Here is a 17,022-nt window from a genome sequence, read left to right on the forward strand (position 1 = left end):
ACGAATGAATTAGTTGTTTTTATGCAGTTCGCTGTTCAGTTCAACCGCGCTCTTGTTTGCAAGACACTCGATTTGACCTGTTACAGAGTTACGACGGAACAGTAGGTCAGAAACACCAGCAAGATCGCGGGCTTTCACAACTTCTACTTCTTGGCCTGCAGAATCTAGCATGCGCACTTTAGAACCAGCAGTTACGTACAGACCTGATTCGATAGTACAACGGTCACCCATTGGGAAGCCAAGACCTGCGTTCGCGCCTAGTAGAGAGTTTTCACCGATAGAAACCACAACTTTACCGCCGCCAGATAGCGTACCCATGATAGATGCGCCGCCGCCGATGTCAGAGCCGTTACCAACCACTACGCCAGCAGAGATACGACCTTCAACCATGCTCACGCCAGTTGTACCTGCGTTGAAGTTGATGAAGCCTTCGTGCATTACCGTTGTGCCTTCGCCAACGTGTGCGCCAAGACGTACGCGAGAAGTGTCAGCGATACGAACGCCAGTTGGTACCACGTAGTCCACCATTTTAGGGAACTTGTCTACGCAATCTACGCTTAGTGCACGACCCGCTAGGCGAGCTTCGATTTGACGCTCTGCCAGTTCAGGTAGGTCGATTGGACCTTCGTTAGTCCATGCGATGTTGTGTAGTAGACCGAAGATACCGTCTAGTACCGTGCCGTGCGGTTGAACTAGGCGGTTAGAGATAAGTTGAAGTTTTAGGAAGCCTTCAGCAACGCTTTGTGGCTGCTCGTCAGTTGCAAGGATAACCAGTACAAGTGGTTGTGCTGATTCTGCTGCTTTTGCTGCGAAAGAAGCGTTTGCCGCATCGCCGTTTGCTTCAAATGCTGCTGCCAGTTCTGCGCTTTGTGCTGCAGAGATCTCGATAGCTTGGTTGCCTTGCTCGTAACCTGCTACTGCTGCTAGTGCGTTAACAAGCGCTTCGCTTGGGTTAAGAACTGGGTTTGGGAAAAACGCTTCGATGATTTTGCCGTCGCGGTTTTTAGTTGCCGTACCAAAGGCTAGAGAGAAGAAAGCCATAGTTGATCTCCATGTGTTGAGTCTTGTGTCTCGTCTGTTCACTGACAAGAAATAATTAAGTTGTCAGTCATCATAAAGAGAGTGTTGGGGAGTTTAAAGAGGGGAAATGGAGAAAGTCCGTAGATGGATACCTTTTGTCTTTTTAGAGATATGTTTGTCTGATGAGAAATGTGGCTACGAGGTGGTCTATTGGGGGAGTTTTGCTGAAACGATAGAAGGCAGTTTCTTGTCTCGGCTCTAGAAAGAAAGGGCGTTTTCCTATTCTGGCGAGTTCTTTCGAGATACAGAGGTATGTTTTTAATTGTTTAGAACAAGGTGTCGTATAAGTTCAAATAAATTTGGCGCAAGCTTGAGGCGGCTCGGTTTTGAGATAAATAATCCTTTATATTCATATTGATTCATATTAAGGTTGATCTACGTTTTTAAGCATTTTCAATGAGATCAGTATGGGTAAAAAAGTCGTTACGGTTACAACGTCTGAGCTGGAAAGAGATTTGTTTAATGTGACTGGTGATAAGTTATTCGCTTCCAAGCAAGCTTCGCAATTTCAAATATTTTATGCAGGTTCAGTGATAGATTCTATTAAGTATAAGAGAGGGGTGATATCCAAAGATGATCTTTTACTTAATCAACATATAAGGTGGGAGCATAATAAGGCCCATAGTTATCGCTTGGCCAAAAACATCCTTAAAAAAACAGGGCAATGTCGTCCTAAGAATGTAGCTGCTCATCATATTGTATCATGGAAAGACATTAGAGCTGCAAAGTCCAGAATGAGGCTATCAGCATTTCGAATCGATATAGATAGTGCGGAAAATGGTGTATTTTTACCAAGATGGAATAAACATGTGCCCCATTCGCAAATGGTTGAAGCTTATTCTCACTCCTGTATCCATACTTCATTTTACTATTTGAACGTTGAACATTTACTTGAAAATACGATTGCTCAGGATGCAGATAGAGAAGATATCGTTGAGGTTTTAGAGGATATTGGAGACGACTTGAAAATGGGCATGTTTCCAATAACCAGAAAAATAAGGGCGAATGAAATTGCAGTTTAAAAAACAAACTTTTACTAAGGTATTTGGTATTCAGCCAGATGTGGATAAATATTTATATCTAGAGCACACGAGCCTATTGGGTTTAGACGACGTGAATAATGAAGTTTTACCAATATTCAATGGAGCTTCAAAAATATCAACTTGGCAACCATTGACACTTGATTGGCTCCGGCATGATGATTCCGATGACTTAATAAAACCAATGATTGCTGCCTGGGGTAGCTGTACGTACGTAGTTCGCCATGATATTGCGAGCTTGTTCAAAGATACGCTCGGAGATTGTTGTGAATTCCTACCTGTAAATGTGGATAACTCCATTTGGTATGCACTTAATGTGACTTCTAAATTGGATGCATTACATACTGAACTGTGCGAGATAAACTACAAGCCAAATGGCAGAGTTCATAGAACTAGACCATATAAGCGTTTTGTTATTGATCGTGCTAAAGTTTCAACCCCGAGGCTCTTCAAATTAAGTGGTTCTCCAATAAGCATCTATACTTCAAATATCGACAATAGCTTTTTAAATCTAGTGACTAAAAACGAGTTTACCGGGGTTAGTTTTTATGAAATAGAGAGTGTTTAACTTCAGGAATAAAAAAACGCCGCATAATGCGACGTTTTTTCTAAACAAATGAGAGGCTTATGCAGCGTCTTCTTGCTCGCTATCTTCTTCAACAGCTTCAAGCTTCTTTGCTTTTTTTGGTGCAGGTTTACGTTTTGCACCCAGAGCGTAAAGCACTTCTTCTTTGTTTTGCGCAAGGTACATTGCAAGATCTTCTTGCTTACCTTCGTCTTCTAGAAGTTCACTTTTACCCAGCAGTGAGAATAACTCGTCTGCCATATCCAGCATTTTGTCGTATGCGTCAGCTTCCGCTTTAGAGGTAAAAGTCATTTTCTCTTCTCCATTGCGTTCTACCACGTACTTGACGATTACAGCCATGGTTGGTCCCCTAATTTGGTGTATTGATACTGGCTTTTTATACAGTTTTTGACCAATCAAGTCTAGCGACAAGCCTCAGAATGAGAGACACGTACAACTAACTGACTAGCATTTAAACTATCTTGGTTTCACTTTGCGGATTTGTCCGCCAAAGGAAGGTTTGTTGGTCGCTCCCAATCTTGGCAAAATTCGATAAACGTTTTGAGCAATGGGCTTTGATATTTCTCTTTATGAACCAGTAACCAGAAGCGACGTTTCATATCTAAAGGCATGTCGAGCAGTTTTACGCGGCCGTCACGAATAGCAGGTTCTGCAGACAAACGTGACAAACAGCCCAAGCCTAACCCTGCCGATACTGAGTTGATCAACGCTTCGGTGGTATTGAGCTGAAAAGCTTCATGCCAATGTTCCAAGCGCGGCGCGACAACGCGCATAAAAAATTCGCGTGAACCAGAGCCTGCCTCTCGCAATATCCATTCACTGTTTTCTAGCTCGGTTAAGTTTACTGGCCCTTCGTGCGCGGCTGGGGAATTGGGCGCGCAAATCACGCACATTTCATCTTCGCTAAACTGGGTAGACTGCAATTCAGGGTGAAGTGTTTTGCCTTCAATGAGGGCTATGTCTAACTCGTAATCGGTCAGCATGTCGCAGATTTGTGCGGAGTTAGAAATGAACAGACTTTGAGAACGATGGTTCGTTTGCTGACGAAATTCGCTAAGCAAATAGGGCGCGACTTGGTTGCCAATGGTGTCGCTGGCACCAATGCGAAGTTGGCCCGATAGCGCTTGGTCACCATCGAAAATGCTCTCGATGTCCTTGGCTCGGTTGAGTAATTCATCCGCCAGTGGCAGTAGTTTTTGACCTTCTTGGTTCAAAATCAGTCGGTTATTAACACGATCAAATAAGTGATGGCCGATCTGCTTTTCTAATTCTGAGAGTGCCATGCTCACTGCGGCTTTCGATAAAAAGAGACTATCAGAAGCCGCTGTGAGCGTTTTGTGCTGCGTGATCGTCGTAAACACTTTCAGTTGTTTAAGAGAAATGTGACTTGCCATACTCCACCGTTAAGTAATTCTGAACGTTTGTTTTAAATAATTAGATATATCGGAACGAAGTGCAAGCGTATTATACGTCTCATCAAGAGTGAGTCTGGTTGAGGTCATCATGATTCAAAGAACAAAAGCAAAAGTAATGGGAGCGCCAACTCCAATGGCGGGTTTGGCTCTTGGTATTGCAAGCTTGGGCTGGAGTTGGGAAAACTTCGCCGAATTACATGGCTACGGACAGTGGATTAGTGCGGGTATCGCGAGCATATTGTTGGCTATATTGGCAACCAAGTTTTTGCTACATAATCATCTATTGAGACAAGATCTTGCTCATCCGGTTGTGGGCAGCGTGGTTCCGACATTTGCGATGGGCACTATGGTGGTATCGAACTCTCTCGGCCATTTTTACCCATTAGCTGGCGATGCGCTTTGGCTGATTGCGGTGGTTTTGCACATCGTATTCTTGGTGAGCTTTGTTTACCATCGCGCCAAAGATTTTGAATTGCACCACATGGTTCCTAGTTGGTTTGTACCGCCTGTGGGTATCATCGTTGCGGATGTGTCTTTCTCTGGCAACCCTATGTTAGCACCAGTGGCACAAGGTGCATTGATGTTTGGTATGGTGGCGTACGCGATCATGTTGCCGATGATGATTTACCGTTTCATGTTTACCCATGAAATTCCGGATGCAGCAAAACCAACCATGGCAATTATGGCGGCGCCAGCAAGTCTATCATTGGCAGGGTACTTAACGGTCACTGCGACACCATCACCAGTGATCATCGCTATGCTATTTGGTATCGCGGTATTGATGACAGCCATCATATATCTCGCGTTCTTTAAATTGCTTAGACTGCCATTTAGCCCAGGCTATGCAGCGTTTACCTTCCCGATGGTGATCGGTGCGACGGCGCTGTTTAAAATGGCGAATTGGATGGAGTTGCAAGGATTGGCTGCGCACTATGTTCAACAAGTGCGAGGCTTAGCTGGTCTTGAGTTGATTGTGGCAACATTTGTTGTCTCTTATGTGGCTTTACAATACATCAACAACTTATTGATTCAGCCACGCTTGATGCACGCTCATCACGCTTAAATAGCAGATAGGAAAAAGCCTCTTGGTCTTACAACCAAGAGGCTTTTTTATTTCAATCGGCGTCGATGTTGGACACTAGCCTTTTTTGTAAAATCGCGACATCTCATCCAGAGAATGACGAATGATATCGACAGGAATTTTCTGTTCTTTCTCGACTTTTAACTGGCGATTCAGTTGCTGAGAGTGCCCGCCAGGGTTGACCACAAGCATCAGTTCTTTGCCGACCAATGCATAGTTGTAGTAGCTGCCTGCAATATACCAATCGCGAGAGGCAGAGCTATCAAACAAGTTATGACCAACGCTGTATGAACTCGTTGTGCCTTGAACGTCAAACAGCGTATTCATCATGGTTGGCACGACGTCAAAATGGGTCGTGCGGTAATCAACTTGCTCTGGCTGACGATTTGGCATGTACACGTAAAGAGGCACATGTACTTGAACGTCACTGTAGTTACCCGTGTGGCCCCAATAGTTCATCTTATGGTCGTTAAACTCTTCACCATGATCTGATGAAATCACCACAATGGTGTTGTCTAAGTCGACATTTTTCAGCACATCACCAATCAAGCTGTCGATGTAGTACAACGAGTTCTTGTATCGATTGTGGTAAAGCGAAGCGTCAAAATCGTTGTTGAGCAAAATGTGGTCAACGCGTTCCCAGTATGGTTTGAATTTCGCAAATTCAGGTTCAGGAAACACCGTGCCGTGGGCGGCATCGTAGAACAGAAAACCAAAGTACGGCTTGTCGCTGTCCTGCTTTTGGAACTCGATGAACTTGTCTGTTATCTGCTGATCGCGCTCGACAGTTGTTTCTCCAGTTTGTTTCAGGGTCAAGTCCGACACTTTTTTGAATACCGTGCGAGAAAGTGGCGGGCTGGTGAGCGGTGCTGAGCCAAAAATGCCCATGCGGTAGCCTTCTGCTTGCAGCGTATCCATAAACACAGGAGAGCGTTGACTTGCGTAAAAGCTTTCCCAGTAGGTCGCTGGCAAGCTGTAAAACAGGCTGAAAATACCCGCTTGAGTTGAGTTGCCGCCGCTCATATGTTGTGTGAAATTCACCGTTTTTTCGGCGAACTTGCTGACATTTGGCATGACTTCCGGCGTCGCATCACTGTAGCGCCACGCGTCAACCAAGATAAACAAAACATTGGGCTGTTTCTCTTTGCTTTGCACTTGAATCGGCGCAAGCGGGTAGTTGAGTGAGCTACGTTCAATGTTGGTTAACTCTACGCGGTTCTTCGATGCAATGTTCTCATCCACTAGGTCGTGTTTGTAAATAAATTTACGAGCCGTCAGCGGGTAGTAAAGTGGCCAGTTATTCGAAAACTGACTGACTTCATCGTCGTAAAGTGCGTTTTTGTACGCATGAATCATCTGCGTGCTAAGCAATACAGCAAACCAGACGCTGATCAAAACGAACTTAGCTCGGCTTTGTGCCAGTTGATTACTTACCCAAACGGTACAAGCGAGCCCGATCACCAGAACGGCAATTTCACTGATGAAGATTAGCCAACTCATCCACGAAATATCGAAGACATCATCACCACCTTCGAAAAACATACGGATTAATAGAGCGTTGATGTGAAGTTTGTATTGCTGAAAAACGAGAATATCGACTTTAAACATAATCAATAGACAGATCGCGATAGCGATCACGATGCCTTTGAATACTCGAGTCGGTAGAAAAGAGAGCAATAAACTCAACAACATAAATGGAAGAGCGATCAAGCCCAGCCAGCCATATTGAGTCGAAACCAAATAGTAACCTTGCAACAAGGTTAGCGGTTCATTCTGATTGTTAGACAACACAAAAGGATAACAAGCGATCGACAGGTACACTGCAAAGCAAGCAAAAAAAGCAATCAGCCAAGCGCTGTTGGAAGACAGTTTGCGAAACATACTTTTTGTTTGTTTATAAATTATGGGTAGAGGGAGTATAAAACAGTGTTTTTTATTATGGAATAGTTGCGACGAATGTCACATTTTGTATGGAAGTGTCAGACTTGATTGACATGTGAAAATTCAGAAGATTCATACTCTATTTGAGTGATATATAACCTTTTGTTTTTTCCGAACGCGAGATCACTGCGGGTTTAAATGGGGCTGTGCTAAGCTAGCTAACAGTTTCAATCGGCGCTCGGTATTCCCAATTTGTTTACTGTTTATCACTCCAACCAAGTTGACGTTCTTAAATCACTCCTTGTCGAACTGATTCGAATCAGTCCGCTGGAAAACCCGTTCGAAAAAGAACAAATTCTGGTTCAAAGTCCGGGCATGTCCCAGTGGCTAAAAATGGAATTGGCCAAAGAGTTTGGTGTTGCCGCGAACATTGATTTTCCGCTTCCTGCTACCTTCATTTGGGAAATGTTTACGCAGGTGTTGCCAGACGTGCCAAAACGCAGTGCGTTTAACAAAGAAGCGATGACTTGGAAGTTGATGCATCTGCTGCCGGGGCTTCTCAACCAAGACGTGTTTTCGCCGTTAGCGCAGTACCTCAAAGATGACAGTGATCACTCTAAGCTGTATCAACTGGCTGAGAAAATTGCCGATATTTTCGATGGTTACTTGGTGTATCGTCCGGAGTGGATCGCAAGTTGGGAAGCAGGGCAGAGTGTGCCAGAGCTGGAAGATGAGCATCCGTGGCAGCCGATCTTATGGCAAGCGTTGTATGATCACACTGTGTCATTAGGACAGTCTCCATATCACCGTGCCAACCTTTATGAGCACTTTATCGACACGTTAGAGAGTTTTAACGGCAATTTTGACCATTTACCCAAGCGTTTGTTTGTTTTTGGCATTTCTTCGTTGCCGCCTCGCTATATGGATGCGCTAAAAGCAATTGGTGAACACATCGACGTGCATCTGATGTTCACCAACCCGTGTCGTTATTACTGGGGTGAAGTTCGAGATCGCAAATATCTGGCTCGTTTGGCGGCGAAACATCGTCAGCACGTTGTGTGGCAGGACGATCACTCGGAAGTGCAAGGTGAAACTGAGCAACTGAAAGGATCACTGGAAGATAATGTGATCGATGAGCTGCACACCGATGTGGTCGGAAACAGTCTGTTGGCATCCATGGGTAAACTCGGGCGCGACAATATGTATCTGTTGTCTCAGCTGGAATCTCATGAAATCGAAGCCTTTGTTGATGTTGAGCGCGACAGTCTGCTCCATCAATTGCAAGCGGATATTCTCAATCTTGAAGAACATCAAGATGATCAACAGATTGAAAACAGTCATCACAAACAAGTGGTTAGCTTGGGTGATAAATCACTGAGCCTACACGCTTGTCACAGCCCGATGCGCGAAGTTGAAGTGCTGCATGATCAACTGTTGGCGATGTTCGATGCTGACCCAACGTTAAAACCGCGCGATATTATCGTGATGGTCGCGGACATCAACGCTTACAGCTCTGCGATTCAGGCGGTCTTTGGTAACGCGCCGGGTGAGCGTTTTATTCCATATTCGATTTCTGACCGAACCGCCGATCAAGAGAGCCCAATTCTGGCTGCATTTATGCAGTTGGTGAACTTACCCAATACGCGCTGTTTGGCATCAGAACTACTCGAACTTCTGGAAACTCCAGCGATATTAAAGCGTTTTGAACTCAGCGAAGATGATTTCTTACAAGCCAAACAATGGGTTGAGGAATCGGGAATTCGCTGGGGGTTGGATGCCAATACCGGACGCGAATTTGAACTGCCGGAAACTCGTCAAAACACATGGCAATTTGGTATTCAACGCATGTTGCTTGGCTACGCGATGCCAGAATCCGCTGGTTTGTTTGAAACCGAGCAAGGCAGTTTGTCTCCGTACAACGAAGTGCAAGGCATGGGCGCAGAGCTGGCGGGCAAGTTGGCACACTTTATCCAACAAATTAGCACTTATCGAAGCAAACTTTCTCATGTTCAGACTATTGATGGTTGGCGAGAGACTTTAGTTTTACTGCTGGATGACTTCTTCTCAGTTGAGTTAGAAGGCGAAATGGCGCTCAAATCCATTCGCGATACGCTCAGCCAACTCAAAGAGCAATTAGCTGATGCTGCATTTGATGATGCGTTATCGCCGTCGATCATCAGCCAATACCTTCAAAACAAATTATCTGGCACACGAGTCAGCCAGCGCTTCCTTGCTGGTCAAGTGAACTTTTGTACCCTGATGCCGATGCGCTCTATTCCGTTTAGAACCGTTTGTCTACTGGGGATGAATGACGGCGTGTACCCACGCTCCATGCCGCCAGAAGGCTTTGACTTGATGACAGGAAGAACCAAACCGGGCGACCGTTCGCGCCGAGATGATGACCGTTACCTATTCCTCGAAGCGATGTTGTCTGCACAGCAAACGCTCTACATCAGTTATGTTGGCCGTTCAATCCAAGACAACACCGAGCGAGTGCCTTCGGTTCTGGTTTCTGAGCTGATGGAATACTGTCACCAAAACTATTGTCTAAGTGGTGATGAAGCGTTGCCCGTTGATGAGTCTGGCGACAACTTATTAAATGCGTTAGTGAATACCCACGCCATGGTGCCGTTTAGCCCAAGTGCGTTCCAAGGCATGCACGCCAGCTACGCGAAAGAGTGGATTCCAGCGGCATTGACTCAAAGTAGTCAATCGCAAGGCTATGTTCGTCGTGATTTTAATCGGGCATTAGACGACTATCTGTTAGGAGCGACGTTCCCACTTGAGCTCGACTTAGTCGAGTTGCAACGTTTCTGGCGCTTACCTGTGCAGTATTTTTTCAATCGTCGTTTAAAAGTAATCTTTGAACCGCCGCTACCGGTGATGGAAGACGACGAACCCTTTGTTTTAGGTGGTTTGGAAAGCTATCAAATGCGTGATGAGCTGTTAGAAACCTTGCTTGAAACGACATTGATGCAGCCAGAGAAAAAAACAGAGGTGCTTAAACACTTTATGAGTCAACAGCGCGCGCAAGGCAAACTGCCGGTGGGGGCGTTTGGTGATATCGAATTTGAAACTAACCGAGTTCAGGCGGAAGAGCTGGTGGATAAACTGGCGTTTTTATCTGGTGCGCCTCAAGACGATTTGGAAATCGACCTGACGTTTGATTCCTTGTTTGAGCGAAATGAAGGCGAAGAGAAAAACGTTCGCCTAACAGGTTGGCTAACTCAATGCTACCAATCCGGTTTGATTCGCTATCGAAGCGGTAAGATTCGATCGCAGGATTACCTTGCAGCGTGGATCGATCACCTTGCCATGTCGGCGTCGGGTCATGCTAAGAAAACCCACATCATTGGTTACGATCGTAAAGAAGGCGCGCTGCATTTGATCTACCCAGAAATTGCCGATGTGCAGTATGCCAAACAGCTACTGACTGAATTGGTTCGCTTGTTCTTCGAAGGCATGACTAAGCCTATGCCTTATTTCCCGAAAACGGCGTTGGCTTGTGTTGAAGCGGGCTTTAGCCGCGGTCAGTGGGTCGATGACGAAGAGAAATCTTTGAAGAAAATGGCTGACGCATTCAATGATGGCTTCATGAGCCCGGGCGAAGGCAGTAATGCGTACATCTCTCGAATTTGGCCTGCTTGGAATGATGAGTTGGCCTCAGAAGTTCGTTTGCTGACAGCATTAGTACTGCAAGGTGCGCGCTTAGCGGTTCAAGACGCTGATGATGTAAAAGCGTGATAAAGAAAGTTGGATAAAGAGAAGGAAGAGTAGGGTGGCCGTCAGAAAATCATTATTTTTTGTAGGGCGTTCGCTGTACGGCCACAAGGTCAGAGGGACCATGATACTTTTGTTTAATTCATTTGAGTTGTGTCGCCAAAAAGGTTTGGCTTATCTCGTGGGGCGCATACTAACGGTACGTCTTATGGATAACCGTGAGAAAGATCTCACAAAGCTCTAAATTATCCAACTTGTTAAACATATTAATAGAATTTTTAACTATAGATCACATTTATTAGGTGATACGTCCTAGTAAATAATCCGGAGAGATTCAGCGTTATGGATCAAATGTCAGGTGCAGAGTGTCCTCTACATACGTTAGACCGCACAGAGCAACCTCAACCAACGCCACTAGAACCGATGACGTTTCCTCTGCATGGCGCGAGGTTAATCGAGGCATCAGCAGGTACAGGTAAAACCTTCACTATTGCAGGTTTATATCTGCGCCTTTTGCTTGGTCACGGCTGCGAGGAAACTCGACATCGCGTACCGCTTACAGTCGACCAAATTCTGGTCGTAACCTTTACCGAAGCGGCAACTGCGGAATTACGCGATCGTATCAGGGCAAGGATCCATGACGCGCGAATCGCGTTTGCGCGTGGACAGAGTTCCGATCCGGTGATCCAACCTTTGCTTAATGAGTTTGACGATCACAAGCAAGCCGCAGAAATTTTATTGCAGGCAGAGCGTCAGATGGACGAGGCGGCGGTCTACACCATTCACGGTTTTTGCCAACGTATGCTAACGCAAAATGCGTTTGAATCTGGCAGCCGATTTAATAACGAGTTTGTGACCGATGAAAGTCACCTAAAAGCGCAAGTTGTAGCCGATTACTGGCGCCGCAATTTCTACCCGTTGCCATTTACCTTGGCTGGAGAAATTCGCCAGCTATGGGGCTCTCCATCTGCGTTATTGTCTGACATCAGCAATTACTTAACTGGTGCGCCGTTAAGCCTTTCTGTTCCGGCAATGAAAGGCAGTTTGGCTGATCTTCATACTGAAAATCTGAAAAAAATTGATGAATTAAAAGCACAGTGGCGAGAAAGCCAAGATGACTTCTTAACGCTAATTTCAGATTCAGATATTAACAAACGTAGCTATACCAAAAAGTCTCTGCCGACGTGGTTGGAGGTGGTAAACACTTGGGCGGCAACGGAAACTACAGGTTACGATTATCCAGACAAGCTGGAGAAATTCGCGCAAAACGTCTTGTTGGAAAAAACACCGAAAGGCAGTGCGCCGCAGCATGCGGTATTTGAAGCCATTGAAACATTTCTTGCCAATCCAATCAGCTTAAAAGCGCCACTGCTTGCGCATGCGATTGAGCATTGTCGAGTGATGCTGGCCAACGCGAAAAATCAAAAACAGTGGCTCTCTTTCGATGATTTGCTGACGCAACTTTCTGCTTCTATCGATACGGACGAAAGCGAGCTTTTAGCGGCGCGTATTCGTACTTTGTATCCTGTCGCAATGATTGACGAGTTTCAAGATACCGACCCGCTTCAATACAGTATTTTCAGCCGTATTTATCTGAACAACCCGGAATGTGGTTTGTTTATGATCGGTGACCCCAAGCAGGCGATTTATGGCTTTCGTGGCGCAGACATTTTCACCTATATCAAAGCGCGTAACCAAGTAAGTGCCCACTACACGTTAGGAACCAACTGGCGTTCTAGCGCAGATATGGTGCAGGCGGTGAACCAAGTGTTTGCCTTGCCCGATAGTCCATTTATCTATGATTCGGATATTCCGTTCTTACCCGTTAAGTACAGTCCCAATGCCGAAAAACGCATTTGGACTATGGGTGGCCAAAAGCAACCGGCGCTGACTTATTGGTTGCAAGAAGCGGACGATAAACCGCTACCAAAAGGCGAGTATTTGACTCGAATGGCAGAGGCGACCGCAAGCCAAATCCAAACCATTTTGACGCAGGCTCAACAGGGGCAAGCGTGTCTGGTGAATGGCGAAAAACAGAAAGCGGTTCAAGCGGGCGATATCGCGGTGTTGGTTCGAACAGGTAGTGAAGGTCGAATGGTCAAACAAGCCCTGGCAGACCAAGGCATTGCCAGCGTGTACCTGTCTAACCGAGACAGTGTGTTTACCAGTTCAGTGGCGCAGGATTTACAGCGTTTGCTGCAAGCGGTGCTGACTCCAGAAAATGATCGTGCGCTGCGTGCAAGTCTTGCCTCTGAGCTGTTTGCCCTCGATGCAGCAAGTTTGGATGCGCTTAATAACGATGAAGTCGTGTGGGAAAACGCTGTTAACGAATTCAAAGAATATCGCAAACTTTGGGTTCAACGTGGTGTGCTGCCGATGTTGCGCGCGGTGATCAGCAAACGCCATATTGCTGAGCGATTACTAGAAGAGGGTGGAAGCTCACAGGGTGAAAATGGTGAGCGAGTACTTACCGATTTAATGCACATTGGTGAACTGCTTCAACAAGCCAGTAATGAATTGGATAGCGACCACGGTCTGCTGCGTTGGCTCGCTCAGTCTATCAGTGATGCGGAAAACGGTTTGGGTGGCAGTGATGACCAAATCCAACGTTTAGAATCGGAACGTAACTTAGTGCAGATCGTAACTATTCACAAATCAAAAGGCTTGGAGTATGACCTCGTATTTCTGCCGTTTGTGTTCAGCTATCGAGAAGCCAGTGAAGCCAAATATTACGATGCAGCCAATGACTGCACGGTACTGGATATCACTGGCAACGATGCGTCCATGAAGCAAGCGGACAAAGAGCGTTTGGCGGAAGACTTACGCTTGATATACGTGGCACTAACGCGTGCTGTTTATGCGTGTTTTATCGGTGCCTCACCGTTGCGCAATGGCCGTTCGACCAAAGAGCCAACTGGTGTACACCGCAGTGCGATTGGCTATTTGATTCAAAATGGTCAAGAAGGTGGCATTAACGATTTGCACCAAGGTTTAACAAAGCAACAAGACGAGCTTGATTGTGTCGTTGTGGCCGATCCGCCGCAGCAACTCGAAGAGAAGTACGTAGCGCCACAAGAAGAAATATACGATCTTAGCGCGAAAGAACTGCAAAACCCTATCGACAGAAACTGGCGCATCACCAGTTATTCTGGCTTGGTCAAGCAAGGCTCTCATCACGCCGAGCATGATGCCACGATTGAGATTACAGGTTTTGATATCGACTCATCTGAAGAACAAGACGAAGCGGATTTGGTGGAGCCAGAGCGTTCTATTTTTACCTTCCCTCGCGGTGCGCGTCCGGGGACGTTCCTGCACAGCCTGTTTGAGGAAATTGAATTTACTCAGCCAGCCGCGACGGAAGAGAATACACAAATCATCCTTGGCTTGATGGAAAGCGAACAGCTCGATGAAGAGTGGTTGCCCATTTTACAGCAATTGATTGATACCGTACTCGCAACGCCGTTGGATGGTAAGTCTTTGCTGCTAAATCAAAAAGCACCGTCGCAACGTTTGGTGGAGATGGAATTTTTGCTGCCGATTGAAGTTTTGTCTGCACCGGCGTTAAACCGAGTCATTCAACGTCACGATCCGTTGTCGGCGAAAGCGGGGGATTTAGGTTTCCAAACCGTGCAAGGTATGCTCAAAGGTTTTATCGACTTGGTGTTTGAACATCAAGGTAAATACTACGTGCTTGACTGGAAATCGAATCATCTTGGCGACGATGTGACGAGCTACCATGGTGAGGCTCTGAAATCGGCGATGGCGGATCACCGCTACGATTTGCAGTATCAGATTTATGCGTTAGCACTGCATCGTTTCCTAAGCAGCCGATTGGCGAATTATCAATATGATCATCACTTCGGTGGCGTGTATTACTTGTTCTTGCGCGGCATGGATGGGCAGAGTGACCACGGCATTTTTGCCGCGAAACCAACCTTAGACTTCTTACAAGAGATGGATCGTTTGATTGATGGTCAAGCACTTGAAACGCGCTCAACTCAAGCCGGGCAGATGGAGCTACTTTAATGACGACAAATCACAATCTTCATTCTGACCAAGATAGTCTATTGGTAGTGCTGGAACGCTTGGCGCACAAAGGTGCTATTCGTCAGCTCGACTACCAATTCGCCTGTTTTATTGACTCTCAAACGCATGATGAACAGTCGGATAGCCAAGCACTGGCGTTTATCGCGGGTGTTGTCAGTAGTGAGCTCGGCAAAGGACATATCTGTCTGTCTCTGTTCGATGCACAAGGGCAATCTACGGATTTAGCCAGTAAGCTAGGGCTGTTTGGTGAGTCGGCATTGGCGCTCAATACACAGTTGCAAGGCATAGACTGGATTCAAGTATTACAAAATTCCAACTTGGTCGGCGCGCAAGGAGAAGCCTTGCCGCTGATGTTCGATGGCGAGCGTCTGTATCTGCATCGCTATTGGCATTATGAAGTGACACTGGCGGAAAAGCTCAATCAGTTGGGCGCCGCAGTTAACTTGCAACCACAAGAGTTTGCGCGATTATCCGAGTTGCTCAACCATTTGTTTGCACGCCAATACCATTTTCTGTTTAACGCGTTAGGTAAAGCAGTAGAAGCGGGAAACAGTAACCAAGTGTTGCGTCAGCAACTGGTGTGTGACCACCTTGATGTGGTCGCAAGCGAATCGTTGGATTGGCACGCCATTGATTCCGTACTTAGCAATGCGCGCAAGGTTCAGGATTTACAAACACTGGATGAACTCGTGCCACTCTCGGCTTGCGTGAACTGGCAAAAAGTCGCGGCGGCGGTTGCGTTGACCCGTCGGTTTGCTGTGATTTCTGGTGGCCCAGGTACGGGTAAAACGACGACGGTAACCAAATTGCTTGCTGCTTTGATTGAACAGGCAACGCACGAGAAAAATCTAACCATTAAGCTGGTGGCCCCGACGGGGAAAGCGGCGGCGCGATTAACCGAGTCCATTGGTAAAGCAGTGCAAGAACTGCCAGTTTCTCCGGAGCTAAAAGCCAAAATTCCGACTGAATCGAGTACCTTACATAGGTTGCTGGGCGCAATTCCTAATAGCGCAGAATTTCGTCACAACAAGCAAAATCCACTGCATTTGGATATTTTGGTTATCGATGAAGCGTCGATGGTCGATTTACCGATGATGTACAAAGTGGTCGATGCCTTACCGAAACATGCGCGGCTGATTTTGTTAGGTGATAAAGACCAACTTGCCTCAGTTGAAGCAGGGGCAGTGTTGGGTGATATCTGTTCGTTCCATGCATTGGGTTATGGCAAAGAGCAGGCGTCAGCCATCGCAAAACTGACGGGGTTCGATACTTTAGCCCATACGGGTAACAGTGCATCTAGCATTGCTGATAGTTTATGTATGCTGCAAAAGAGCTACCGATTTGACGCTCGCTCAGGCATTGGTCAGTTGGCAAAAGCGGTTAATTCCGGTTCTGCTGCGAGCGTAGATAACGTCTGGGCGCGTGACTTTTCTGATATCGAACATTTCGCGCTAAGTAGTCAGCACTACAACCAAATGATGCAGACGTTGGTGCAGGAATACGGTCGTTACCTCAAACGCATTGGACAACAGGAAACCGATCCTGAAACCGGAGAGCCAGAGTCGCTAACGCGTAAAGCCAAAGCGGTATTAGATACCTTCAACCAATGCCGACTGCTTTGCGCGATTCGTGAAGGTGACTTTGGTGTTGCTGGGCTAAACCAGCGCATCGAGAAAGCGCTCGCGGCGCGCAAGTTCATTCAGGTTCAGGATGAAATTTGGTATCACGGTAGACCTGTCATGGTTACGCGTAATGATCATGGTCTAGGTTTGTATAACGGTGATATTGGTATTTGCATGCGAGATGACAGTGAAGAAGAACCGCGTTTGAAAGTCTTTTTCGAGTTACCTGACGGCAGTGTGAAATCGGTCTTGCCAAGCCGAGTGCCTGAACATGAAACGGCTTACGCCATGACCATCCATAAATCGCAAGGCAGTGAATTTGATTACACCCTGATGATTTTGCCACCAGACTTTAGCCCGATATTAACTCGTGAGTTGATTTACACAGGCATTACCCGCGCGAAAAAGCGTTTAGCTCTTTACGCCGAACTCAACGTTCTGAAGCGAGGTATTAAGGTGAAAACGACTCGCGCGAGTGGGTTAGTACAGCGGCTTACTAACTGATTATGGACTTAGTTTACAGTCAGTTTTACCTTTGTTACATGTCAAA

The 17,022-nt window shown here is 46.3% G+C and carries 10 protein-coding genes; 6 read left to right on the plus strand and 4 right to left on the minus strand.

Annotated elements, in window-relative coordinates; translation table 11 throughout:
• Nucleotides 1-9 precede the first annotated feature (9 nt).
• Nucleotides 10-1,041, minus strand: coding sequence for a 2,3,4,5-tetrahydropyridine-2,6-dicarboxylate N-succinyltransferase (gene dapD, locus R7127_RS04320; protein WP_005391708.1), 1,032 nt, complete (start codon nt 1,039-1,041; stop codon nt 10-12).
• A 446-nt stretch (nt 1,042-1,487) separates the two neighbouring features.
• Between dapD and R7127_RS04325 the strand changes: the two genes are divergently transcribed.
• Nucleotides 1,488-2,102 (plus strand): AHH domain-containing protein, encoded by a 615-nt coding sequence (locus R7127_RS04325; protein ID WP_033905557.1) that lies wholly within the window; start codon nt 1,488-1,490, stop codon nt 2,100-2,102.
• Complete coding sequence (locus tag R7127_RS04330; protein ID WP_152560880.1) at nt 2,092-2,688, plus strand: hypothetical protein; 597 nt, start codon at nt 2,092-2,094, stop codon at nt 2,686-2,688. The genes R7127_RS04325 and R7127_RS04330 overlap by 11 nt, the downstream gene beginning before the upstream one ends.
• A 57-nt stretch (nt 2,689-2,745) precedes the next feature.
• Here the strand turns inward: R7127_RS04330 and R7127_RS04335 are convergent, their stop codons facing one another.
• Together R7127_RS04335 and R7127_RS04340 are read right to left on the minus strand one after the other, a co-directional pair.
• Nucleotides 2,746-3,045, minus strand: coding sequence for a YebG family protein (locus R7127_RS04335; protein ID WP_005386503.1), 300 nt, complete (start codon nt 3,043-3,045; stop codon nt 2,746-2,748).
• Nucleotides 3,046-3,173: 128 nt separating this feature from the next.
• The gene (locus R7127_RS04340; protein WP_017636009.1) at nt 3,174-4,100 is read right to left on the minus strand and encodes a LysR substrate-binding domain-containing protein; all 927 of its coding nucleotides are present in this window, start codon (nt 4,098-4,100) and stop codon (nt 3,174-3,176) included.
• 109 nt (nt 4,101-4,209) lie between these two features.
• On the opposite strand from R7127_RS04340, the gene R7127_RS04345 reads away from it, so the two are divergent.
• The gene (locus R7127_RS04345) at nt 4,210-5,184 is read left to right on the plus strand and encodes a TDT family transporter (protein WP_017636010.1); all 975 of its coding nucleotides are present in this window, start codon (nt 4,210-4,212) and stop codon (nt 5,182-5,184) included.
• A 75-nt stretch (nt 5,185-5,259) separates the two neighbouring features.
• Here R7127_RS04345 and R7127_RS04350 read toward each other — a convergent pair whose 3' ends face one another.
• The gene (locus R7127_RS04350; protein WP_033905554.1) at nt 5,260-7,083 is read right to left on the minus strand and encodes a DUF3413 domain-containing protein; all 1,824 of its coding nucleotides are present in this window, start codon (nt 7,081-7,083) and stop codon (nt 5,260-5,262) included.
• 252 nt (nt 7,084-7,335) lie between these two features.
• Between R7127_RS04350 and recC the strand changes: the two genes are divergently transcribed.
• From recC to recD, 3 genes are all read left to right on the plus strand, one after another.
• A complete protein-coding gene (recC, locus tag R7127_RS04355; RefSeq protein ID WP_054574838.1) occupies nt 7,336-10,827 on the plus strand; it encodes an exodeoxyribonuclease V subunit gamma in 3,492 nt (1,163 codons plus the stop codon).
• A 327-nt stretch (nt 10,828-11,154) separates the two neighbouring features.
• Entirely contained in the window at nt 11,155-14,829 is a 3,675-nt protein-coding gene (gene recB, locus R7127_RS04360; RefSeq protein WP_047102668.1) for an exodeoxyribonuclease V subunit beta, read from the plus strand.
• Complete coding sequence (gene recD / locus R7127_RS04365) at nt 14,829-16,976, plus strand: exodeoxyribonuclease V subunit alpha (RefSeq protein WP_172563511.1); 2,148 nt, start codon at nt 14,829-14,831, stop codon at nt 16,974-16,976. The genes recB and recD overlap by 1 nt, the downstream gene beginning before the upstream one ends.
• The last annotated feature ends 46 nt before the right edge of the window (nt 16,977-17,022 follow it).

This window comes from Vibrio sp. 1159, assembly GCF_033340395.1.
GTDB classification, from domain to species: Bacteria; Pseudomonadota; Gammaproteobacteria; order Enterobacterales; family Vibrionaceae; genus Vibrio; species Vibrio alginolyticus.